Below are 21965 nucleotides of genomic sequence, written 5' to 3'. Positions count from 1 at the left end.
ATGGCCGGGCCGAACACGCCCGTGATGCAGCAACACGCCGCGGCGAAGCGGGCGCACCCCGACGCGGTGATCTTCTTCCGGCTCGGCGACTTCTACGAGATGTTCGGCGACGACGCGGTGCTGTGCGCGCGCGCCCTGGACCTGACGCTCACCAGCCGCAATCGTGGCAAGCCGGACGAGGTGCCGATGGCAGGCGTCCCGCACCACGCCGCGCACCAGTACATCGCCCGCTTGCTGGAGCTCGGGCACAAGGTGGCGATCTGCGAGCAGATGGCCGACCCGTCGAAGGTCAAAGGGATCGTGCCGCGGGAGGTGGTGCGGGTGATCACGCCGGGGCTGGTCACCGACCGCGACCAGCTCGACGCGCGGAGCAACAACTGGCTCGGCGCCATCGAGCTCGGGGGCGAGCGGGTCGGCATCGCGCTGTTCGACCTCTCGACGGGGGAGCTCGCGGCGGCCGAGCTCGGCGATCTGGGGCGCTTGCTGGCCGAGCTCTCGGTGGCCGCGCCGCGGGAGATCTTGGTCGGGACCGCGCCGGGGATCTCCGATGCGGCGGCGCTGCCGGCGCTCGGCGCCGCGTTGCCCCGGGCCGCCTTGCGCTCCGACCCCGAGCTGGCCCCGGACGATGCCGCTCGAGAGCTCGGCGCGCTCGCGGCCGACGCCCAGACTCTCGGCGCGCTCGGCCAGCGGGCGGCGGCGCGTGCGCTGCGCTTCGCGCGGGCCTGCACGCCGCTGGCGGAGCTCCCGCTCCGGCGCATCGCGCGCTGGGATCCGCGCGAACACCTGGTGATCGACCCCGTCGCGCAGCGTCACCTGGAGCTGTGCGAGTCGTGGTCGGGGCTCAGGCAAGCGACGCTGCTCGGGGTCATCGACGCCACCGAGACGCCGATGGGCGCGCGGCTCTTGCGACGGCGCTTGCTGGCGCCCCTGGTGGACATCGAGCGAATTCGGCGCCGTCACGATCAGGTCGAGCTGTTCGTCGTGCATTCGCGCCTGCGTGCCGAGCTCCGAACGGCGCTCGGCGACGTGACCGACCTCGAGCGCATCGTGGCGCGGGCGAGCCTGGGCGAGGTGACCCCGCGGGAGCTCGGCTCGCTGCGCGACGGGCTGCTCGCCGCCGCCCGGGCACACGCCGTGCTCGACTCGGTGCCGGACGCGGCGGGGCGGGAGACGCTGGGCGTCGCGGGGGACGTGGACGTCTGTGCGGAGCTCTCGGACGAGCTCGCGCGGGCCCTGGTCGAGCGCCCGCCCGCGCTGGCCAAGGAGGGCGCCGTCTTCCAGCCGGGCTACGACGCCGAGCTCGACGAGCTCGACGCGCTCCAGAAGCACGGCGCCGAGCGCATGGTCGAGCTGGAGGCGAAGCTGCGCGAGAGCACCGGCATCGCGAGCTTGAAGCTGCGCTACACGCGGGTTTTCGGCTGGTACATCGAGGTGACCCGGGCGCAGGCGGGGCGCGCACCCAAGGAGTGGCGCCGCAAGCAGACGGTCGCGAGCGGCGAGCGCTTCACCAACCCCGAGCTGGACGAGCTGGCGGACAAGATCGTCAGCGCCGAAGAGCGCCACCGCGAGCGGGAGCTCGGCCTGCTCAAGCAGCTCACGCGGCTGGTGGCGGAGCGCGGCGACCGCATCGTCTCGCTCGCCGGACGAGTCGCGCGCTGGGACGTCGGCAGCGCTCTGGCGGAGGTGGCTCATCGCCACGACTACGCTCGCCCGAGCGTGGACGACTCGGATCTGCTGGAGCTCGAGGAGAGCCGCCATCCGGTGGTGGAGCGCCTGGCGGCCAAGGGGCGCTTCGTGCCGAACGACGTCCGGCTGGCGCTGGAAGGCGAGCGGCTCTGGCTGATCACGGGGCCGAACATGGCGGGCAAGAGCACGCTCCTGCGCCAGACCGCGCTCTCGGTGGTGCTGGCCCAGCTCGGCAGCTTCGTGCCGGCGCGGCAGGCGCGCATCGGCGTGGTGGACCGCGTGCTCTCTCGCGTCGGCGCCAGCGACGACGTGGCGCGGGGCGAGAGCACGTTCATGGTCGAGATGCGCGAGACGGCGGAGATCTTGAAGAGCGCCACCCGGCGCTCGCTGGTCATCCTGGACGAGATTGGGCGCGGCACCAGCACTTACGACGGCTTGGCCATCGCCTGGGCCGTGGCCGAGCACATCGACGAGGCGGTGCAGTGCCGGGCGCTCTTCGCCACGCACTACCACGAGCTCACCGAGCTCGCGAACGCCAGCGCCCACGTCGCGAACTGGTGTGTCAGCGCGCGCGAAGCGGGGGACGACGTGGTCTTCCTGCACCGGCTCGTGCCCGGCGCCGCGAGCCGCTCGTACGGCATCGCGGTGGCGCGGCTGGCCGGCCTACCGGAGTCGGTGCTGGCGCGGGCGCGGGCCATCCTGGTGGGCCTGGAGGGGGAGGGCGCCAGCGTGCGCCGCCCTGGTCGCACCGAGCCGCAGCTCTCACTGTTCCAGAAGCCGGAGCGCGACGAGCCCGAGAGCCGCGAGGTGCTCGACACGCTCAGGGCGCTCGACGTCGATCGCATGACGCCGCTCGACGCGCTCTCGCTGCTCGCCCGGCTGAAGAACAGACTCACCTGAAGGGGCGTCGTCCCGGCTTCGGCTCCGGCGGCGCGGCGGTCCGGCCGTCTTCCGGCCAGGCGTGCCGGGGGTAGCGCCGCATCAGCTCCTTGCGGATCCCCGGGTAGTGGCGCTGCCAGAAGCCCGCGAGATCCGTCGTCACCTGCACCGCCCGCTGGTTCGGCGCGAGCAGGTGTAGCGTGAGCGGCAGCCGCCCGCGGCACACGCTGGGGCCCACGGCGGAGCCGAAGAAGTCCTGCAGCCTCGACTCGACCCAGGGCGGGCGGCCGGGCTCGTAGTGGACCTCGAGGCCGCGGCCACCCGCGAGCCGGACGCGCTCCGGCAGCTCGCTCGCGAGCAAGCGCTGCTGCTCGGGCGAGAGCGAGCGCGCGATGCTCTGGGCGAGGGGCTCGGCGCCGAGCTCGTCGAAGCTGGTCAGCCCCTCGCACGCCTGCTCGAGCGCGGCGGCGGCCGTCTCCGGGCCGAGCTCCGGGAAGCCAGCCTCCGGCAGCTGCTCGCGGCCCAGCTCGATGCGACGGAGCAAGGTGCCCAGGCCCCCGTCCGTCAGCGAGAAGCGCGGCGAGGCGAGGGCGGCTCTTGCCAAGATACGCGACGCCTCGGGGGACGGACGCGCCTTCGTCCGGGACTCGTCGAGGACCAGGTTGCCGTAGCTCAAGCGCTCGACGCGCTCGACGCGCTGGCTCTCGGCGTTCCAGCCGAGCTCGTCGCTCTGGCTGACGGCATCCGCTCCGAGCTCGAGCAGCCAGTCGGGCTCCACGGCGCTGGCCAGGCGCACGACGTTGCCGCCCTTTTTCGCCCGCTCCTCGACGTCGAGGGCGATCATCAACTGAGCGTCGTGGACCACGCTGTCTTCCGAGAGCTTGGCGCCGCCACCCTGCGCCAGCACCAGCTCGGCGGAGCCCGGGCGAGCGCGGCGCGCGACGCGGTCCGAGAACCCGGCGAGCAGCGCGCGTCGAACGCGTCGCTCCTCCTCGTCCAGGCTCTCGGGCTCGGTGCCGCGGTTCTTCGCGGACCGCGCGAGCTGCGAGCGCGCGCGCTCCACGGCGCGAACGGAGCGCACGTCGAGGCTCATGCGCCCGAGCGCCTGGCCGTCGAAGCGGGCGTCCCGCGCCTCGTCGAAGCGGTCCATGAGCTCGATCACGTCCGAGTCGCCGCGAGCGCCGTCGAGCGCGGCCTTGCGCCCGAACGCCGTGCGCGACGCGCGGCGGATGTCGCGCTCGGACAGGAGCGCGGCTGCCAGCGCGCCCCGCGCGGCCACGGCTCGGTCCTCCGCCTCCACCAGCACCCGCGACAGCCGCGGGTGCAGCGGGAAGGTCAGCATGCGCCGGCCGACCGCGCTGATGCCGCTGCCGTCGAGGGCACCCAAGCCCGAGAGCAGCTTCTCAGCGGCGGAGCGCGCCGCGGCCGGCGGAGGCTCGAGCCAGGCCAGCGCGTCGAAGCCCGGCAGGCCCGCGCCGTGCAGCGTGAGCAGTGCTTCGCTCAGATCGCTGCGGCGGATCTCCGGCGCGTCGTGCTCGGGTCGGCTCTCGAAGTCGCCTCGGGTGTAGAGGCGTAGAACGCGACCCGGTCGGGTCCGCCCCGCTCGCCCCGCGCGCTGGGTCGCCGAAGCGCGGCTCACCTTGGCGATCTCCAGCCGCGGCAGCCCGCTCCAGGGCGAGTGGCGCGCCACGCGCGCCAGGCCCGAGTCCACGACACCGGTGACGCCGTCGATGGTGACGCTGGTCTCCGCCACGTTCGTCGAGAGCACCACCTTGCGCCGCCCTGCGGGCTCGACGGCGCGGCTCTGCTCCTCGACGCTCTGGTCGCCGTGGAGCGGCAGCACCAGCAGGTCTTGGCTCTTTCCCAGCTCGCCGAGCGCCTCCTGCGCTCGGCGGATCTCGGCGGCGCCGGGCAGGAACACCAGGACGTCGCCGTCGGGCTCGTCCCGCAGGAGCTTGCGGACCGCGCTCACCACCTGTTTCTCGAGCGGCCGGTCGTCGGGGCGCTCGAGGTGATCGATGCGGAGCGGGAAGGCCCGCCCCGGGCTCTCGATCACCGGACAGTCCGAGAGGAACCGGGCGAGGGGCCCGGACTCGAGGGTCGCGCTCATCACCACCAGGCACAGGTCGGGGCGCTTCGTGGACTGCAGCGTGGCGAGGAGCGCGAGCGCCAGATCCGTCGAGAGGCTGCGCTCGTGGAACTCGTCGAGCACCACCGCGCCCACGCCGGAGAGCTCGGGATCGGAGAGCAGCCGGCGCAAGAGCACGCCCTCGGTGACGTAGCGCACGCGCGTCTCCGGCCCAGACACGTCCTCGAAGCGGACGCTGTAGCCGACGCGCCCACCCACGCGCTCGCCACGCTCCGCCGCGACGTGGCGGGCGACCAGCCGCGCGGCGAGGCGGCGCGGCTCGCTGACCAGGATCTCACCTTTGCCGGCGAGCCCCGCTTCGAGCAAGGCCATGGGCACGCGGGTGGTCTTGCCGGCGCCGGGCTCCGCAGAGAGCACTAGGCGGCGGCTCTCGCGCGCGCGGGCGGCGAGCTCGGCCAAGAGGGGGTCGATGGGGAGCGGCAGCAAGCGACCGGTGATAGCGTGTGTCCGCACTCCGGACCATGCCTCCCCGCCGCGCCGCGCTCTTCGACATGGATCGCACGCTGATCCGCCGCGACAGCGCCAGCCTGTACGTGCGCTACCAGCGCGATCTGGGCGAGGTCGGGCGCGCCTACTCGCTCCGGGTCGGCTGGTGGCTGCTGAAGTACACCTTCGGGGTCATCGACGCCGAGAAGGTCGCCGAGCGCGCGCTCGAGTCGTACCGCGGCAAGGAAGAGGCTTGGATGGTCGAGCGCTGCCGCGGCTGGTTCCGGGACTACGTGTTGCCCCACGTGTCCCACGCCGGTCGCGATGCGGTGCGCCGCCACCGGGACGCCGGGGACGTGGTGGCCATCGTCACCGGCGCCACGCGTTACGCCGCAGAGCCCTTGGCCGAGGAGCTGGGCATCGATCACGTGGTCTGCACCGAGCTCGAGGTGGACACCGAGGGGCGCTTTACCGGAAGGCTCCGGCAACCGATGTGCTACGGCGCCGGCAAGATCACGCGTACCGAGCGCCTGGCGGAGAGCCTGGGCTTCCGGCTCTCGGAGGCCAGCTTCTACTCCGACAGCATCACCGATCGCCCGCTGCTCGAGGAGGTCGCGGAGCCCGTCGTGGTGAACCCGGACCAGCGGCTCAGGCGGCTGGCCAAGCAGCGCGGATGGCGGGTGGAGCGCTGGTAGCGCGACGTCACTTGCCGTCGTCGATGCGGACGCGCGCGGCGGTGAGCGGCTCGCTCAGGCCCTTGAGCTCCGCGTTGAAGCGCTCGCGCGGCAGCTTCGCGTCGAGCCAGCCCAGGGAAAAGGCGGTCTCCGCCAGGGCGTCGGGCAAGACCAGCTCGCCGCCGTGGGCCGCGCCCTGCAGCCGGGCCGCGACGTTCACCGTCTGGCCGAAGTAGTCCAGCACGCCGTTGGCGGTGACCACGTAGCAGGAGCCGGCGAAGACGCCGATCTTCAGGCTCACGCCGTGCGCGTCCGGCTCGCGCTTACGGAAGGCGCCGAACTCCTGGTGCATGGCTGCGGCGGCGCGCACCGCGTCTTCCTCGCGCACGAAGGCCGCCATCACGGCGTCCCCGATGGTCTTGACCAGGGCGCCGCCGCGGGCGGCGAGCAGCCGGTTGAGCAGCTCGAAGTGCGACTGCACCACGTTGAACGCACGCGCGTCGCCGACCTCGGTGTAGAGCGCGGTCGAGCCCGTCAGATCGGTGAACAGGAGCGCGACCCGCGAGATGCGCAGCGTGAGCCCCGGACGCAGCACCTCGCGGGCGAACTGCCGCCGGAACTCCGGCATCATGCTGACGTGGTGCGCGGTGGCGGCGGTCTGCTTGAAATCCACGCGCTCGATCTTCAGGTGACGCTCGCGGTCGTCGCTCTGACTGACGACGATGCGCGCACCGCTCGAGACGCTGGCCTGCGCGGGCTCCAGGCTCTCGCCCCTGGCGCGGGCCTCGAGGCTCGACGCGCCCTCCGGGCCCACACGCAAGATCGACGCCGGCCCGCCGCGCACGAACAGGCGATAGCGCCCGGGCTTGCTCGGCGCGGCGACCTCGACGCTGCCGGCGGCCGGCAGGATCGCCTGCACCAGCACGTGGGGCGTGCGCGCTGGGCCGCCGATGCAGTAGGGCCCCTCGTCCACGCTGCGAATGCCCTCGGTGGGGCGGAACGTGGCTTCGACGGCCTGATCCAGGTCGAGATCGAAGGAGATGTCGCAGAGCTGACAGTGCGCGTGGGCGCCCAGCTCGGTCATGCTGCGGATGCGCTCGGACGCGGTCCGGCAGCTGGGGCAGACCAGATCCCAGGTGAGCTCGAGCAGTCCGGCGCTCACGGCGTGCATGCACGCGCCGAGCACTGCGCCGCGCTCGAGCCCCCAACCATCGGCCAGCTCGAAGGGGCGAATGCGATCCACGTCGAGGTCGGAGGCGTCCCGCACGAACGCCACCACCTTCTCGCCAGCCGGGCGCTCTGCCTCCGACAGGCCCGACAGATACGGCTCCGCCAGCCGCTCGAGCACGTCGACGGCGACCGCGCCTCGGCCGAGCGCGAAACCCCGACCGTCCTTCTTGCCGAGCTCGTGGTCCACCTGCTCGATCTGCGTGGCGATGCGCGCGAGGAAGCGCGACACTTGCAGCTTGAGCACCGGCGAGATCAAGCCGTACTTGGGCGACGCTGCGACGCGCACCGTGACCAGGGTCCCGCCGCCTTCAGCCGGGGCCAGCTCGAAGGTGTTGACGAGCCGTGTGACCAGTCCGCGGCGCACGTCTCGGCGCACGCTGAAGCGCTTCGGCTCGACCCACTCGTACGGACGCTCTTCGTACTCGAGCGGGAAGCCACCGGAGATGGTGCTGACCAGGTGGCGTGCCGCGCTGGCGTCGTCGTTGGGAGCGAGGGTGATGCGGCCGAGCCCGATGGCGCGGTTCAAGCGCTCGGTGTCCGTGATCAGCGGCCACAAAGCGCTCGCGTCGGCCTTGCACGGCACGACACGCTCGACCACCACCTCCTTCGCCATCCGCGGCGAGAGGTATAGTGCCGCCGCGGCGCGGCGTCAGCCCTTGATCCGGATGGCCCAGGTCAGCTTGACCACGCTCTTCAGCACGTTCGGCACGCGCTTGAACAGGTTGATCGAGGGCGGCCGCTTCTCGATCACCCGGACCGGGATTTCGAGCACGCGCAGCTCGTCCCGATAAGCGCGGATGACCAGCTCGCTGGCGAAGACGTCCTTCTCCACCAGGCACGCCTCGACCAGCGGCAAGAGCGTCGAGCGCCGGAAGGCCTTGAGCCCGTGGGTGTCCGTGCCCCGGAAGCCCAGGAGCACGCGCAAGAGGCCGGTGTAGAACACGCTGGCCGCGTGCCGGAGCAGCGGGCGCTCGTCCGAGGCGCCGCCGATGAGCTTGGAGCCGATGACCATGTCCGCGCGGCCGGACTCGAGCAGCTCCACCGCGCGCTTGTGGAAATCGGTGTCACACAGGTCGATCTCGTCGCACAGCACGAGCTCGCCGCGGGATGCCAAGATGCCAGCGCGCAGCGCCTTGCCGTAGTTGGGCTCGCCGGCGGACAGCCAGCGCACCTCGGGGTATTTCTCCGCGAGCTCCTTCGCGATCTCGACGGTGCCGTCGCGCGAGCCGTTCTCGGCCAGAATGACCTCGTACTTCCAGCCCAGGGGTCCGAGGCGTTCGCGCAGGTCCACCACCGCGGAGTGCAGGATGCCCTCTTCGTTGTAGACCGGGATGACGATCGAGATGTGGGGCGCGTTGCTCATCGGAGCAGCTCCCGCGCGGCCTCGGCGGCGTCGCGTCCGAAGATCAGGGCGTCTTCCATCGAAGAATAGTTCCAGTTTCCGTAGCGGCCGGCGGGGATGATCTGCTTCTGCTCGAGGAAGGTCTTCACCAGCGCGACCGCGTCGAAGTAGTTGTGGTCGAAGATCACGTACGCATAGTCGATCTTTCGCACTCGCGCGAAGGCTATGTCGGCGGCGCTCTCGATCAGGCCCATCTCCGAGAGGCCCGACGCGACCTGGGGCAGGAGCGCGCCCAGATCCGGCTCCCCACGATCGGAGAGCTCGACGTAGAGGCAGGCCTTGCCGGCGGGCGCCATCGCGCTCGAAAAGTGCGAGTAGCAGCCGACCCGGTAGAAGGGGTATTTCTCCTCCGGTACGTAGACCCAGTGGTAGGGCGTGCCCGCGGGCACCGCCAGCGCGACGTCCAGGTAGTAGAGCGGGTTGCAGCGGAGCTTCTGCGCCGCCGCGCGCACCTCGGCGGGCGCGTCGGAGCAGAGCTCGACGAGGCGCGGAAGCGGAGTCGTGCTCACCAAGACGTCGTAGTCGACCGTCTCGCCGTCGGCGAAGCACAGCCGGTGGGCGTGGGCGTCGATTCGCTCCGGCGCGCGCGAGAGCTCGAGCTCCGGCAGCTCGCGAGCCATGGCACGCGGCAGCTCGCCGATGCCAAGGCGCGGGTAGACGAAGCTCTGGTTGTAGCCGAGCTCGCGGTCGCTCCGGCCGACGGCGCCGGCGATCACGTCTTCGAGCTTGGGCAGGGGCACGAAGCGCTGGCACCACGCCGCCGTGATCTCGCTCGGGTGCACGCCCCAGAGCCGAGAGTTGTACGGGATCATGAAGTGACGGCTGATGCCCTCGCCGAAGTGGGTGAGGCAGAACTCCTCGAAGTTCTTCGGCTCGCTCTTGCCTTCGGCGAAGTGCGCCTGGATGAACCCCATCACGCACTCGTAGGCGACCGCCGGCGGCAGGCCGAAGGTGTTGGCCTGGAACGGGTAGCGCGTGTACACGCCGTTCGACCAGATCATGCTCCTGCGCTGCACGGTCTCGTAGTCGTCGCCGATCCAAGCCAGCACCTTCTCGCGCATCGCGGCGTCGCGAAGGTGCAAGAGGTGTCCGGTGCGGTCGAAGCGATAGCCCGAGTCCTCGAGCGTGATGGCGTGCCCGCCAGGGTGCCCGAGGCGCTCGAAGATGCGGAATGCCACGCCCGCCTGCTTCAGGCTGAGGGCCGCGCTCATACCCGTGAGCCCGGCGCCCAGGATGGCGACGGGAGCGTGCGGCGGCTTCCGGGAAGCGGGCATGGCGCGCGGAAGCTAGCCCCTCAGTGCGCGTCTTTCCAGGTCTTTCCGGCGCCGACGTCCACCGCCAGTGGGACGCTGAGCGGGTAGGCGCTCTCCATCGCGGCTTTGACCCGCTGCTTGGCTTCCGGCACCTCCGAGTCCGGGACCTCGAACACCAGCTCGTCGTGCACCGTCAGCACCATCCGCGCTCCGGGCGTGGGCGGTTCGCGGAAGCGTAGCATCGCCAGCTTCAGGATGTCCGCCGCGGTGCCTTGGATCGGCGCGTTCATCGCCACGCGCTCCGCGGCCAGTCGCTTCTGCCGGTTGCCGCTCTTGATGTCGGGGACCATGCGACGTCGTCCCAGCAGAGTGTGTGTCGCCTCGCTGGCTCGGGCGCCGTCCAGGGTGGCGTTCATGAAGCGCCGCACGCCCTCGTAGCGACGAAAGTACGCGGCGATGAAGCTCGACGCTTCGGCCCGCGGGATGCCCAGGCTCTTGGCGAGGCCGCTGTCTCCCTGCCCGTAGATCACGCCGAAGTTCACCGCCTTGGCGCGCCGCCGCATCTCCGGCGTGACGCTCCCGGCGTCCACCTCGAACACCTCCATGGCCGTGCGCGTGTGCACGTCCTGCCCGCGCTCGAAGGCGTCGCACAAGACCGGATCCTTCGACAGGTGCGCCAGCACCCTGAGCTCGATCTGCGAGTAGTCGGCGCTCACGATGGAGCAGCCCGGCGGAGCCACGAAGGCGCTGCGGATCTCCCGGCCCAGCTCGCTGCGGATCGGGATGTTCTGCAGGTTCGGATCGGTGCTCGAGAGCCGGCCCGTGGCGGCCACGGCCTGCTCCCAGGACGTGTGGACCCGCCCGGTCTTCGGGTTCACCAGACCCGGCAGCGCGTCGATGTACGTGCCCATCAGCTTGGCCACTTGCCGGTGCTCCAGGATGACCTTGGGCAGCGGGTGCTCATCGGCCAGCGCCTCCAGCGTGTCGGCGTCCGTGGAGCGCGAGGTCTTGGTGCGGCGCAGCGGCGTCAGGCCGATCTCGTCGAACAGGAGCACCTCGAGCTGGCGCGGAGACGCCAGATTGAAGGCGCGCCCGGCGATGCGGTGCGCCTCTTCTTCCAGACGCGCGAGCTCCTTCTGACACAGGCGCCCGAGCTCGCCGAGGCGAGTGACGTCGATCAGCACGCCGCGGAGCTCCATCTCGGCCAGGATCGGCGAGAGCGGCAGCTCGATCTCGTCCAGCACCTTGCCCAGGCCCTCGTCGGCGACGCGCCGGCTGGTGCGCTGCGAGGCCCGCAACGTGGCTTCGGCTCGGAGCGCCGCGTAGCGCGTCGCCTCGTCCAGCCCGACTTGGTCGAAATCGATGCGCTTGCCGCGAGCCGGCTTGGTGAGAGAGTCGAGGTCGGTGAGCACCACTCCCAGCTCGCGCTGCACGATGGTCTCGAGATCGTGACGGCCTTCGGGATCGAGCAGGTAGCTGTCGAGCTGGACGTCGGCCCGCCCGCCCGCCATCGGCAGCTCGCTCCAGCCCAGCGCGACCGCCTCGCGTTTCAGGCTGTGGGCCACCTTGGCGATGCTGGGGTCGGACAGCAGCGGTCCGAGCACCTCGGCCAGGTCCCCGAGGCCGAGCTGGCGTGGCGTGCCGAGGGCGCGGTGCGCGATCGGCACGTAGAACCCGCTCCCGGGCTCCGGTGACAGCGCGATGCCGATCAGCGACGAGCTCGCGGCTGGCAGCGCGGTCTGCGCGGCCAGCGCGACCTGGCCGCTCTGGCGGATGCGCGCGCCGAGCGCTTCGAGGGCCTCGCGCTCGAGCACGCAGCTCAGCGTGACCTCCCGGGCCGGCGCTTGCGCCGGGGCAGGTGCGCTCGGCCGGGCTGGGCTCCGGGTCGCGTCCGGCTCGGCGTCGAGCGCGTGCAGCTGACGCTGGAAGCCCAGCTCGGTGTAGATGCGGCGCAGCTCGGCGACGTCGCGGCCGCCCCAGCGCAAGGCCGCGAGGTCGAAGTCGATGACGCAGTCGTCCTTGAGCGTCACGAGCTTCTGACTGACGAAGGCCTTGTCTTTGTTCTGCTCCAGGTTCTGGCGCAGCGCCTTCTTGGTGATCTCGTCGAGGTGGGCGTACACCCCCTCCAGCGAGCCGAACTGCACCAGGAGGTCGCGCGCCGTCTTCGGGCCCACGTGGGGCACGCCGGGGATGTTGTCGCTGCTGTCGCCCATCAGGGCGAGCAGGTCGCGCACCTGATCCACGCGAACGCCAAAGCGCTCTTCGACCTCGGGGACGCCGAACACCCGGTCGCGCATCGTGTCCCACATCACCACGTCGTCGCCGACCAGCTGCATCAGGTCCTTGTCCGCACCGACGATGACCACGCGCAGGCCGTGGCGGCGGGCGTCGCGAACGGCCGCGGCGATCAGGTCGTCGGCCTCGACGCCCTTCTGCTTCAGCACCGGGATGGCGAAGGCCTCGATGATCTCCTGGCAGCGCCCGATCTGGACCTTCAGGTCGTCGGGGGCCGGCGGCCGGGTCGCCTTGTACTCCGGGTAGAGCTCGCGGCGGAAGGTGTCGCGGCCGGAGTCCATGGCGATGGCGAGCAGCGATGGGCGGCGCTCGCGCACCAGCCGTTCCAGCATGGTCACGGTGCCGAAGGTGGCGTTGGTCGGTTCTCCGCTCGGGCTCGAGAGCTCCCCGATGGCGTGGTAGGCGCGCAGGAGGTAGCTCGACAGATCGACCACGTAGAGGACCTCTGGGTCGGCCGGCGGAAACAGGTGCGTACCCATGCGCCCCCGCGTCTACCTCAGCGGCGACTCCGCGACGACCCTGGCCCCGCGGCCGGCTCGGCCTTTCGCCGAGGATCCCTCGCGATCTAGGGCAGCATCCTGGCGCCTGGCCGCTCGGCCAGGTACCCTACTCCCTCGGAATGGCCGACCCGACTGACGTCCCACCCGACGAGCTGGTCGGCGGCAAGTACAAGCTGACGCGGCTGCTCGGCCGGGGCGGCATGGGGTCGGTCTGGGAGGGTGTGCACAACAGCCTGGGCACGCACGTCGCGGTCAAGTTCATCGAGACCGAATTCGTGGACAGCCACGAGGCCCGCAGCCGCTTCGAGAACGAGGCGCGTGCCGCGGCCAGGCTGGTCAGCAAGCACGTGGTCAAGGTCTACGACCACGGCGTGATGAACGACGGCCGGCCGTTCATCGTGATGGAGTACCTGGCCGGCGAGCCGCTGGACGCCCGGCTCAGCAAGTTCGGCCGGCTGTCGCTGCAAGAGACGGCAGCGATCGTGCAGCAGGTCGCCCGCGCGCTCACCAAAGCGCACGAGGTCGGCATCGTGCACCGCGATCTCAAGCCCGAGAACGTGTTTCTGGTGCGCGACGACGAAGACGGCACCGAGGTCGCGAAGGTGGTGGACTTCGGCATCGCCAAGTTCACCGACAGCTCGAGCGGGCTGTCGTCCTCGACGCGGACGGGCTCGGTGCTGGGGACCCCTTATTACATGAGCCCCGAGCAGGCGCGCGGCTTGCGCAGCGTCGATCAGCGCTCGGATCTCTGGTCGCTCGTGGTCATCGCGTACCGCTGCGTGGTCGGCGCCCTGCCGTTCGTCGGCGAGGCGGTCGGCGATCTGCTGGTGCAGATCTGCGTCGCCCCAACGCCCATCCCGTCTCAGAAGGTGCCCGGCATCCCGCCGGCCTTCGACGCTTGGATCGCGCGGGGCCTGGCCAAGGAACCGGGGGAGCGCTTCCAGACGGCGCTGGAGGCCGCCGATGCGCTGGCGGTCCTGGCAGGGATCGGTCGCCCGCGCGTGCACTCCATCGAGGGCGCGCTGCCCTCGGCGCCGACCCAGATGGCGCCCATGCAGCACACGACGCCGCAGCGGGTCGAGGGCGTGACCGCTGCGCCGTTCACCACGCAAAACACTTTCCCGCAGCAGAAGAAGAGCCCGCTCGGGTTGTTCATCGGCCTGGGCGCCGGCGTGCTCGTGCTGCTCGGAGTGGGGACGATTTTCGCCGTTCGCGCCGCCAGCGGCGGCGCCGCCAGCGCCGAGAGCCCGATCGTCGCCGTGAGCGCTCCGTCCGAGACTGCCACGGGCCAGGTCGAGGCACCGCCCCCCGAGCCTTCGGTCGCGCCCGCGGTCGAGCCGCCGACCTCCGCCAGCGCCGAGCCGGAGACGCCGCCGGTCGCGGGCAAGACGCCCCGCACCACCAAGCCGACCACGAAGCCCACCACGGGCGGCGCGTCCAAGCCCACCACGGGCGGGACGTCCAAACCGACCACCGGCGGCAAGACCGGCGGCACGGACGTCGGGTACTAGCTGCCCGATCCTTGACCCCTAGCGCGGATCGGCCGTACGGAGGGCTATGCGCTTCTTGCCTCGCATCCTCGGCCGGGCGGTCTTCACGGGGCTGGTCGGCGCGACCGCGCTCGGCGCCAGCTTCACCGGCGCCCCGCCTGCACTGGCGCAGTCTGCGGCCGACAAGGCAACCGCCCGCCAGCTGGCCACCGAGGGAATCGATCTCTTCAAAGCCGGCAAGATCCCCGAGGCCCTCGACAAGCTCCAGCGCGCACAGCAGCTCTACGACGCGCCGGTCCACCTGATCTACATCGCGCGGAGCCACGCCCAGCTCGGCCAGTTCGTCGAGGCGGCTGAGGCTTACCGCCGGCTCGTGCGCACCCAGCTGCCGGACAACGCCCCGGCGGTCTTCAAGGACGCCGTCGCCGATGCGAAGAAGGAGCTGCCGGACGTCGAGCCGAAGATCGCCAGCCTGCGCATCGACGTCGAGCCCAAGGGTGTGCAGGGGCTGGAGCTGAAGATCGACGACGCCGCAGTCTCCAGCGCAGCGCTCGGCGTCGATCGCCCGGTCAACCCGGGCAGCCGCAAGATCACGGCCTCGGCGCCCGGCTACAAGCCGCTCGAGCAGACCCTGGAGCTCAAGCCCGGCGAGAAGAAGAAGCTCGCGCTCAGCCTGGAGGCCGACGGCTCCGGGGAGGGGAGCGGTGCGGGCGCCGGGAGCGGTGAGGGCGCGGGGTCGGGCGAGGGAGGTAAGGGCGAAGGCAGCGGACCCGCAGGCGACGAGGAGGCGAAGGGCAACTTCGGCTTCCTCGTGGGTCTACGGTTGGGGGCGGCGATCCCCGCGGGGCAGCTCGCCGAAGGGTACCCCATGAAGGACTACTTCGGTCCTGGCGCCGGCGTCGAGCTGCGCGCCGGGGTGCGCGTGTTCAAGCGCTACTCGGCGCTCCTGCTCGTGGGGGGCGAGAGCTACCAGCCCGGCGCCGCGCTGGAGAAAGGCCCCGCGAGCTCGGTCATCAAGGTGACCCCCGGCGGCAGCAACGCGGGTCTCGGACTGATGTACGCGGCGCCGCCCGGCAAGCTCGGACCGTTCGTCGAGCTCGACTTCTTGTTCCTGCACCGCTTCGAGGCGAAGCGGGACATCACCTGGCAGAACGACGTCAACGAGGACTGCGAGCAGACGCTGAAGGCGCACAGCACCGCCCTGCGCCTGTCGGGTGGGGTGCAGCTGCCGTTGACACCCTGGTTCCAGCTCTCGCCCTACGCCGGCGTCGCCTTCGGGCAGGTCACGGATTTCAGCGTCGACGACAGCTGCGGCGGTACGGTGCCCCTGGGCCCGAAGGACGCTACCGACACCTCGACGAAGAAGACCCCCTGGTGGGACGGCGGCAAGGCCGAGGACAAGCCCGCCGGGCACTTCGTGGTCACCCTCGGCGTCGGCGGCGACATCGTTTTCGGTGGCGACAAGCCCTCGAAATGACGATGTAAAGTGCGTTGCTACAACGCAGTGCAACAAATTACATCCCAGTGACGATCGCAGGAATTGCGGGTGTTACCTGAACACCGGTAACGCATGGAAACTGCTCTCGTCGTCCTCTACTTCGCGGTCCTGCTCCTGCTCTGTGGCTATGGCGTGCACCGCGCCCACCTGGTGCTGCTCGTTGCCCGCAACCGGCGTCGCCTCGCTCAGGCGGTCCGCACGCCGGAGATCGAGGAGTCCAAGCTGCCCAAGGTCACGGTGCAACTGCCCCTGTACAACGAGGCGACGGTCGTCGCTCGGCTGCTCGAGGCCACTGCCACCATCGACTACCCGCGTGATCGCCTCGAGATCCAGGTGCTGGACGACTCCACGGACGAGACGCGTTCGATTGCGGAGAACAAGGTCGCGGAGCTCCGGAAGAAGGGCATCGACATGGTCTACATCCGGCGCCCGAACCGCGTCGGTTACAAGGCGGGCGCCCTCGACTACGGCCTCGCGCGCGCCAAGGGCGAGCTGATCGCGATCTTCGACGCGGACTTCATCCCGCAACCCCGCTTCTTGCGCGACGTGGTCGGGCACTTCCAGAACGAGAACGTCGGCATGGTGCAGACCCGCTGGGGGCACCTGAACCGAAACCACAGCATGCTGACCAGCATCCAGGCGCTGATGCTCGACGGTCACCACCTGGTGGAGAACCGGGCGCGGTTCGGCGCGGGGCTCATGTTCAACTTCTCGGGCACGGGCGGCATCTGGCGGCGGCTGGCCATCCAGGAAGCCGGCGGCTGGCAGCACGACACGCTCACCGAAGACCTGGACCTCTCGTACCGCGCGCAGATGGCCGGCTGGCGCTTCGTCTACCGGCCCGACGTGATCACCCCGGCGGAGCTGCCGGAGGACATGTCGGCGTTCCGGGCGCAGCAGTTCCGCTGGGCGAAGGGCACGGTGCAGACGGCCCGCAAGCTGATGGGCCGGCTGATCTCCTCGCGCCTCACCTTTTCGCAGCGGCTCGAGGCGTTCTTCCACCTGACGCCTCACTTCGCGTACCCGTTGATGATGCTGCTGTCGGTGCTGCTCTTGCCGGCGTTGATCCTGATGCCGGCCACGGATCCGCGCATGATGCTGGTGGTGGACCTGCCGCTGTGCATCGGTGCGACCGGGTCGCTGGCGGGGTTCTACATCGTGGCGGAGAAGGCCCAGGGGCGCTCGGCCTGGATGGCGGTGCGGCGGCTGCCCATGCTCATCGCGCTGGGCGCGGGACTGGCTCCCCACCTCTCGCGGGCGGTTCACGAGGGCCTGAAGAGCATGTCCGGCGAGTTCGTGCGCACCCCGAAGAAGGGCATCGTTGCCGGGCGCTACCGCCAGCACGCGGAGCTGCCGCTGCTCGAGATCGGCCTGGCGCTGCTGAGCGCCGCCAGCGTGATCGCCTCCATCGAGACGGGGCACTGGTTCGCCGCCCCGTTCGCCTCGCTCTTCATGCTCGGCTACTCCTACGTGGCCTGGCTGGTGGTGGCGGAGCAGGTCGCGGTGCGCCGCGCGGTGCTCGCGCGGGCGTCGAACCCGCCGGCCGAGGCGGTCGAAACCCCCGCCATGCCGCGGGCTGCCTGACGGTGCTCCCGGCGCGAGTCATACCCTCGCGTTTGTCATGGACTTTCCGTCGCGGCCTTGTACTATGACCCTACCCTGACGACCGATTCCCGGGCGGTTTCCGGGCGGTCAGCCCCAGCGGGGCGAGAAGGGGGATGGTGATGACCAAGGCCGACATCGTCCAGGCGGTTTATGCGCGGCTCGGGGGCTTCTCCAAGAAGGAGTCGGCCGATCTCGTGGACTTGGTCTTCGAGACCATGAAAGAGACGCTGGGTCGGGGCGAGAAGATCAAGATCTCCGGCTTCGGCAACTTCGTGTTGCGGGACAAGCGCCAGCGCCAGGGGCGCAATCCCCAGACCGGCGATCCCATCGTGATCACCGAGCGCCGCGTGCTGAACTTCAAGGCGAGCCAGCTGCTCAAGCAGGCGCTCAACGAGGAACGCAGCGCGGCCCTCGGCTCGGCGCCGATGGCGGCGGTTGCCGAGAAGGAGTGAGGCAGTGGGCGACATCCCGGTGAAGCTCTACTACCGCATCGGCGAGGTCGCCGAGATCGTCGGGGTCGAGCCGCACGTGCTGCGCTACTGGGAGACCGAGTTCCGGTCCATCCGGCCTGGCAAGAGCGCGAAGGGCCAGCGCGTCTACTCCCGGCGCGACGTGGAGAAGCTCTTGAAGGTCAAGGATCTGCTCTACTCCCACGGGTTCACCATCGCCGGCGCGCGCAAGCGCCTGCGCGAGGTGCACGAAGAACCGGCCGCTCCGGCAGCGCCGGCGAACCCCCCTCCCGCAGCCTCGGCTGTTCGCCAGAGCCTCCTGGGACTGCGCGCCGAGGTGCTTGGAATGCTGGCCGAGCTGGGGGGCGAACGCTTGAACGAACGCCCGACCGAGGCCGAGGGGCGTTTTCTGTCCGAGCCGCGCTTGACTCCTCCCGGCTGAACGACCACACCGGTCCGACACACTATCCCCGCATTGGCCGGGGACGACGAGGAGTGCCGACGGATGGCTGAAGGTCTGAACCGCGTGTTCTTGCTGGGGAATCTAGGGGCCGATCCCGAGCTCAGGGTCACCAATTCCGGGCAGGCCGTGCTCAAGATGCGGCTCGCGACCAGCGAGACCTATCTGGACAAGAACCGCGTCCGTCAGGAAAAGACGGAGTGGCACAACGTGGTGGTGTGGGGGAAGCGCGCGGAGGCGCTCGGTAAGTTCCTGACCAAGGGCTCGCGCCTGATGGTCGAGGGCAGCCTGCGCACGTCCAGTTACGACGACCGTGAAGGCAACAAGCGCTACAAGACCGAGATCGTCGCCAACAACATCATCTTGTCCGGCGGCGGAGGTGGCGGCGGCGGCGGACGCGGAGGTGGCGGCGGCGCTCGAGACGACTATGGTGCTCCCGATGACCAAGCACCGGCGGCCCAGGGCGGTGGCGGCTACGACGATGCAGACTACGGCGGTGGTGGCGACGACGACATCCCGTTCTGACTCGACTCGCGCCGCGTTGGCTCGGGCAGCGAAGCCGCGCGCGCGGCGCCGGCTCGTGCTCTGGTACGCGAGCGCGCTGATGTGCCTCGGTGCGCCCGCGTGCACCGACAAGACCCAGGGGCCGGCGGACGCGGCCGTGCTGGCCGTCGATCTTCCGCCGGTGCCGAAACCGGCGGACCTCGCGGTGACGTTCGTGATCGGAAAGCCCGGTGAGACGTGGACGAAGCTGCGGGAGACCGGCGGCGGGCCGGCCCGGCTCCTGCCGCAGAGCTTCGGCTTGCTGGTGGCCACGATGCTGGGGCTGCCGGCGGCGGCTGCCGACGCCATCGATCCCGACTTCGCCATGACGGGGGCGGCCACTTCCGACGAGCAGGGCGCCGTCCAGGTCGCGGTGGCCATCCACGTGCGCAGCGGACGCGAGCTCCTGGCACGCCTCACCGCCGGTGCGGACGCTCCCTATGCGGCGCGCGAAGACGCTCCGAGCAGCGTGACGCTGCTCGAGCCAAAGGCGGGCAAGGCGCCGACCGGAGTTGCGCTCGGCTTGTCCGGCAACTTCTTGCTCGCCGCGCGACAGGCCTCCGAGCTGACCAAGGTGGGCCCCTACGCGGCACGGACGCTGCCGAAGGAGCCGATGCCGGCGCGCCCGATCTCGATGAGCTTCGAGAAGCGAGCGCTCGGCGGGCCCATCGCCGAGGCCATCCGCGCCGCGTGGAAGAACAAGAAGGCCGAGCTCGAGAAGCTCGACGACGCGAACCGGCAGAAGCACGGCGGCCGGACGCCAGACTTCGGCGATCCCCGGGCCGCGCTCACCGGGCTGACCTCCGCCGTCGAGGCCTTCCTGGCGGTGCTCGGGAGCTCCGCTTCGGGGCGGCTCGTCGCGGAGCCGTTCGGCGACCGCCTCGAGGTCGTCGCCGAGCTCGACGCGGAGCCGACCGGTGCCGCGGCGGAGACCTTCGCGGCCTTCAGCGTCGGCGACGCGCTGCCCATCGCCGCGCTGCCGTCGCTCACCCCCATCGTCATCCTCACCCGCACCACGGCCGAGACGCGCCAGGCGTCCGCCAAGAACATGGAACAAGGCATCGGCGGGTTGTTCGGCGATCGTCTGGTGGCCTCGGACCGCGACAAGATCAAGGGCGTGCTGGAGAAGCTGGCGCAGGGGCGCGGCGACTGGGAGACGTACGGCGTGTACCTGGACGCGGGCAAGGGTGGCCTGCTCTACCGCGCGCAGACGACCGATCCGAAGGCCTTCGACGCCGGTGCCAAGGATCTGTTCAAGCTGCTCTCGATCAAGGCGCTCGCGGAGCCGCTCCGGCAGTTCGCCGGGGACACCAGCGTGAAGCAGAGCACGGCAGAGGTCCCGGGCGTCCCGGGCACGACGCAGCGAACTCTGATCGGCCTCAAGCCGAGCCCGATGCGCGCGGCCAACGACAAGACCGGGAAGGTGAGCACCGAGGTGCAGAACCTCGAGATCCTGTGGGCGCACCAGGGTGGCAAGGTGCTCGGCGCGGGTTCTCCCGACGCGGTCCCGATCCTGGGCGCGCTGGTCGCGGCGGAGTCCGAGCCGAAGTCGACGCACCAGAGCGACGCGAAGGTCGCGGCGGCCCTCGGGCGCGTGAAAGACGCGTCGTTCGTGGTGCTCGTCCAGCCCCTACGGCTCGGCGGTGGCGCGAGCGCGACGCCGAGCTCGCCGGTCGTTCTGAGCCTGGGGCGCAAGGACCGCACGGGCTTTGTCCGCGCAGAAGCAGACCAAGCCGCCCTCGAGACGGTGCTGAAGAGCGTGGCCCTGGGCAAGTAGTGTAGAATCCGCGCATGGCACGAAGCGCCGTCGTGACCCTCCAGCGCCTCTTCACACTCGGTATCGCGGTCTCGTTGGGGGCGTTGCTCCTGCCCGCCGGCTGCGGGCGCAGCCCCCTCGAATTCGACGAGACCGAGCCGGGGCCGGACGGCGCCGCGGGGACCGGCGCCGGTGGCACCGGAACCGGCGGCTTCGGTGGCGGCTTCGGCGGCCTGCCCGCCGGTGGCGGCTTCGGCGGCACGGGCGGTGGGATCGGCGGCACGAGCGGCTTCGGCGGCACGAGCGGCTTCGGCGGCACCGCCGGCTCCGGCGGCACGAGCGGCTTCGGCGGCACGAGCGGTTTCGGCGGCTTCGGCGGCTCGCCGGGCTGCGGTCCTTGTGCCGGTTGCTGTGACGCCGCGGGCGTGTGCCGCAAGGGCGACGAGACCAACGCCTGCGGTACGACGGGCGTCGCGTGCTTCGACTGCGGCCAGGTGGGCTTCGGCTGCGTCGGTGGCAAGTGCGAGGGGCCGCCGCCGAAGTGCGGGCCGGCCAACTGCAGCGGCTGCTGCGACGCCAAGGGCGCTTGCCGCAACGGCGCCGAGTCCGACGCCTGCGGCAAGAGCGGCGGCGTCTGCGACGACTGCCTCGCGAAGGGGCAGGGCTGCAGTGCCGGCGTCTGTCAGGGCGCGCCGCCGATCTGCGGACCGGGCAACTGCGGCGGATGCTGCGATGCGAACGGCAAGTGCGTCACCGGAGTGACCGACTCCGCCTGCGGTGCCGGAGGCAAGAAGTGCGAAGCCTGCGCGTCGCCGAAGAAGTGCTCGGTCCCTGGCAACTACTGCGCCTACCTGCCGACCTGCGGCGCGCTCACCTGCCCGAGCGGCTGTTGCGACGCGCAGGGTCAGTGCAAGGACGGCAACTCGAACACCGAGTGCGGCGTGAACGGCACCAAGTGTGGCGACTGCACGGCGTCGGGCAAGAACTGCGCGCCCCAGGGGTTCTGCTACAGCGGGCCGCATTGCGGCTCCGACAACTGCGCGGGCTGCTGCGACGGCACCGGGCAGTGTCGCCCCGGCGGGGCCAACCAGTTCTGCGGCCAGTACGGTACGCTCTGCGACAACTGCGGGGCGAAGGGACAGACGTGCACGGGTAACGTGTGCAGCTCCGGCGGCGTCTGCCCAGCGCCCTACGCTGGTTGCGCTCCCGGCACCGTCACGCCGCCCCCGGCTTCATACAAGGCGTGCAGCGCTCCACAGCTCGGCACCATCGCCGCGGCGTGCAAGGGCGAGGGTGGGAATCCCGCCTGTGGCGATGCGTTCCAGAAGCTCTTGTCGAGCGATCCGGGCTGCTACGACTGCCTGATCCAGTTCGCCACCGAGGCAGCGTACGCGCGCTGTCTGGCGCCGTTCCTGACGCCCACCTGCAACAACTCGCTGACGTGTGCGCTCCAGTGCTCGAACACTTCGTGCAACCAGTGCCCCGCGTCGCAGGAAGAGCAGTGTCGCGACGGGCTGTTCGCGCAGGGCGGCGTGTGCCGGCCGTACATCAACGGCTACTACTGCGCGCAGGCCGCGTTGTCCGGGCCCGCGGCGTTCTGCGAGTTCGGCGGCGATGTGGGCCAGTGGATCGGTAAGGTCGGCGCCTACTACTGCGGCGGAGGCTGAGCG

Annotated in this window: 14 protein-coding genes and 1 pseudogene; 9 read left to right on the top strand and 6 right to left on the bottom strand. The window is 70.8% G+C overall.

Annotation, left to right across the window (positions count from 1 at the left end; translation table 11 throughout):
- Nucleotides 1-2586, top strand: a complete 2586-nt coding sequence (gene mutS, locus HS104_15905; protein ID MBE7481450.1) for a DNA mismatch repair protein MutS — start codon at nucleotides 1-3, stop codon at nucleotides 2584-2586.
- Here mutS and hrpB read toward each other — a convergent pair.
- The gene (gene hrpB, locus HS104_15900; protein ID MBE7481449.1) at nucleotides 2579-5140 is read right to left on the bottom strand and encodes an ATP-dependent helicase HrpB; all 2562 of its coding nucleotides are present in this window, start codon (nucleotides 5138-5140) and stop codon (nucleotides 2579-2581) included. The two genes, mutS and hrpB, sit on opposite strands and share 8 nt — an antisense overlap.
- A gap of 35 nt (nucleotides 5141-5175) precedes the next feature.
- Between hrpB and HS104_15895 the strand changes: the two genes are divergently transcribed.
- Nucleotides 5176-5835 (top strand): HAD family hydrolase, encoded by a 660-nt coding sequence (locus HS104_15895; protein ID MBE7481448.1) that lies wholly within the window; start codon nucleotides 5176-5178, stop codon nucleotides 5833-5835.
- Nucleotides 5836-5842: 7 nt separating this feature from the next.
- On the opposite strand, the gene HS104_15890 is transcribed toward HS104_15895, so the two are convergent.
- The 4 genes from HS104_15890 to polA are packed head-to-tail and all read right to left on the bottom strand — an operon-like array spanning nucleotide 5843 to nucleotide 12473.
- Nucleotides 5843-7657, bottom strand: coding sequence for a hypothetical protein (locus HS104_15890; GenBank protein ID MBE7481447.1), 1815 nt, complete (start codon nucleotides 7655-7657; stop codon nucleotides 5843-5845).
- A 36-nt stretch (nucleotides 7658-7693) separates the two neighbouring features.
- On the bottom strand, nucleotides 7694-8407 hold the full coding sequence (locus HS104_15885) for a glycosyltransferase family 2 protein (protein MBE7481446.1): 714 nt from the start codon (nucleotides 8405-8407) through the stop codon (nucleotides 7694-7696).
- Nucleotides 8404-9720, bottom strand: a complete 1317-nt coding sequence (locus HS104_15880; protein ID MBE7481445.1) for an FAD-dependent oxidoreductase — start codon at nucleotides 9718-9720, stop codon at nucleotides 8404-8406. Before HS104_15880 ends, HS104_15885 begins: the two co-directional genes overlap by 4 nt.
- Before the next feature lie 20 nt (nucleotides 9721-9740).
- Nucleotides 9741-12473, bottom strand: a complete 2733-nt coding sequence (polA, locus tag HS104_15875; GenBank protein MBE7481444.1) for a DNA polymerase I — start codon at nucleotides 12471-12473, stop codon at nucleotides 9741-9743.
- A gap of 140 nt (nucleotides 12474-12613) precedes the next feature.
- Here polA and HS104_15870 point away from each other — a divergent pair, with 140 nt between their 5' ends.
- Nucleotides 12614-14005: a protein kinase gene (locus HS104_15870; protein ID MBE7481443.1), complete on the top strand. Its 1392-nt coding sequence runs from the start codon at nucleotides 12614-12616 to the stop codon at nucleotides 14003-14005.
- Nucleotides 14006-14659: 654 nt separating this feature from the next.
- On the opposite strand, the pseudogene HS104_15865 reads toward HS104_15870, so the two are convergent.
- Nucleotides 14660-14752: pseudogene (locus tag HS104_15865) on the bottom strand (cytochrome c).
- A gap of 802 nt (nucleotides 14753-15554) precedes the next feature.
- Between HS104_15865 and HS104_15860 the strand changes: the two are divergent.
- From HS104_15860 to HS104_15835, 6 genes are all read left to right on the top strand, one after another.
- Nucleotides 15555-17066 (top strand): glycosyltransferase, encoded by a 1512-nt coding sequence (locus HS104_15860; GenBank protein MBE7481442.1) that lies wholly within the window; start codon nucleotides 15555-15557, stop codon nucleotides 17064-17066.
- 140 nt (nucleotides 17067-17206) lie between these two features.
- Nucleotides 17207-17539: an integration host factor subunit alpha gene (locus tag HS104_15855; protein ID MBE7481441.1), complete on the top strand. Its 333-nt coding sequence runs from the start codon at nucleotides 17207-17209 to the stop codon at nucleotides 17537-17539.
- 4 nt (nucleotides 17540-17543) lie between these two features.
- Entirely contained in the window at nucleotides 17544-17978 is a 435-nt protein-coding gene (locus tag HS104_15850) for a MerR family transcriptional regulator (protein ID MBE7481440.1), read from the top strand.
- A 63-nt stretch (nucleotides 17979-18041) separates the two neighbouring features.
- Entirely contained in the window at nucleotides 18042-18521 is a 480-nt protein-coding gene (gene ssb, locus HS104_15845; GenBank protein ID MBE7481439.1) for a single-stranded DNA-binding protein, read from the top strand.
- 16 nt (nucleotides 18522-18537) lie between these two features.
- A complete protein-coding gene (locus HS104_15840; GenBank protein MBE7481438.1) occupies nucleotides 18538-20316 on the top strand; it encodes a hypothetical protein in 1779 nt (592 codons plus the stop codon).
- Nucleotides 20317-20330: 14 nt separating this feature from the next.
- Nucleotides 20331-21962, top strand: coding sequence for a hypothetical protein (locus HS104_15835; protein ID MBE7481437.1), 1632 nt, complete (start codon nucleotides 20331-20333; stop codon nucleotides 21960-21962).
- The last annotated feature ends 3 nt before the right edge of the window (nucleotides 21963-21965 follow it).

Source organism: Polyangiaceae bacterium (genome assembly GCA_015075635.1).
In the GTDB taxonomy this organism is placed as follows: Bacteria; Myxococcota_A; Polyangia; order Polyangiales; family Polyangiaceae; genus JADJKB01.
Note: the sequence above shows the minus strand (reverse complement) of the source record. Positions and strands in the feature narration are given on the sequence as shown.

Coding starts and splice junctions, on each gene's coding strand:
- ssb (MBE7481439.1), top strand. CDS start 18,042: ATGGCTGAAGGTCTGAACCGCGTGTTCTTGCTGGGGAATCTAGGGGCC.
- HS104_15895 (MBE7481448.1), top strand. CDS start 5,176: ATGCCTCCCCGCCGCGCCGCGCTCTTCGACATGGATCGCACGCTGATC.
- HS104_15870 (MBE7481443.1), top strand. CDS start 12,614: ATGGCCGACCCGACTGACGTCCCACCCGACGAGCTGGTCGGCGGCAAG.
- HS104_15880 (MBE7481445.1), bottom strand. CDS start 9,720: ATGCCCGCTTCCCGGAAGCCGCCGCACGCTCCCGTCGCCATCCTGGGC.
- HS104_15855 (MBE7481441.1), top strand. CDS start 17,207: ATGACCAAGGCCGACATCGTCCAGGCGGTTTATGCGCGGCTCGGGGGC.
- HS104_15860 (MBE7481442.1), top strand. CDS start 15,555: ATGGAAACTGCTCTCGTCGTCCTCTACTTCGCGGTCCTGCTCCTGCTC.
- polA (MBE7481444.1), bottom strand. CDS start 12,473: ATGGGTACGCACCTGTTTCCGCCGGCCGACCCAGAGGTCCTCTACGTG.
- HS104_15885 (MBE7481446.1), bottom strand. CDS start 8,407: ATGAGCAACGCGCCCCACATCTCGATCGTCATCCCGGTCTACAACGAA.
- HS104_15835 (MBE7481437.1), top strand. CDS start 20,331: ATGGCACGAAGCGCCGTCGTGACCCTCCAGCGCCTCTTCACACTCGGT.
- HS104_15890 (MBE7481447.1), bottom strand. CDS start 7,657: ATGGCGAAGGAGGTGGTGGTCGAGCGTGTCGTGCCGTGCAAGGCCGAC.
- mutS (MBE7481450.1), top strand. CDS start 1: ATGGCCGGGCCGAACACGCCCGTGATGCAGCAACACGCCGCGGCGAAG.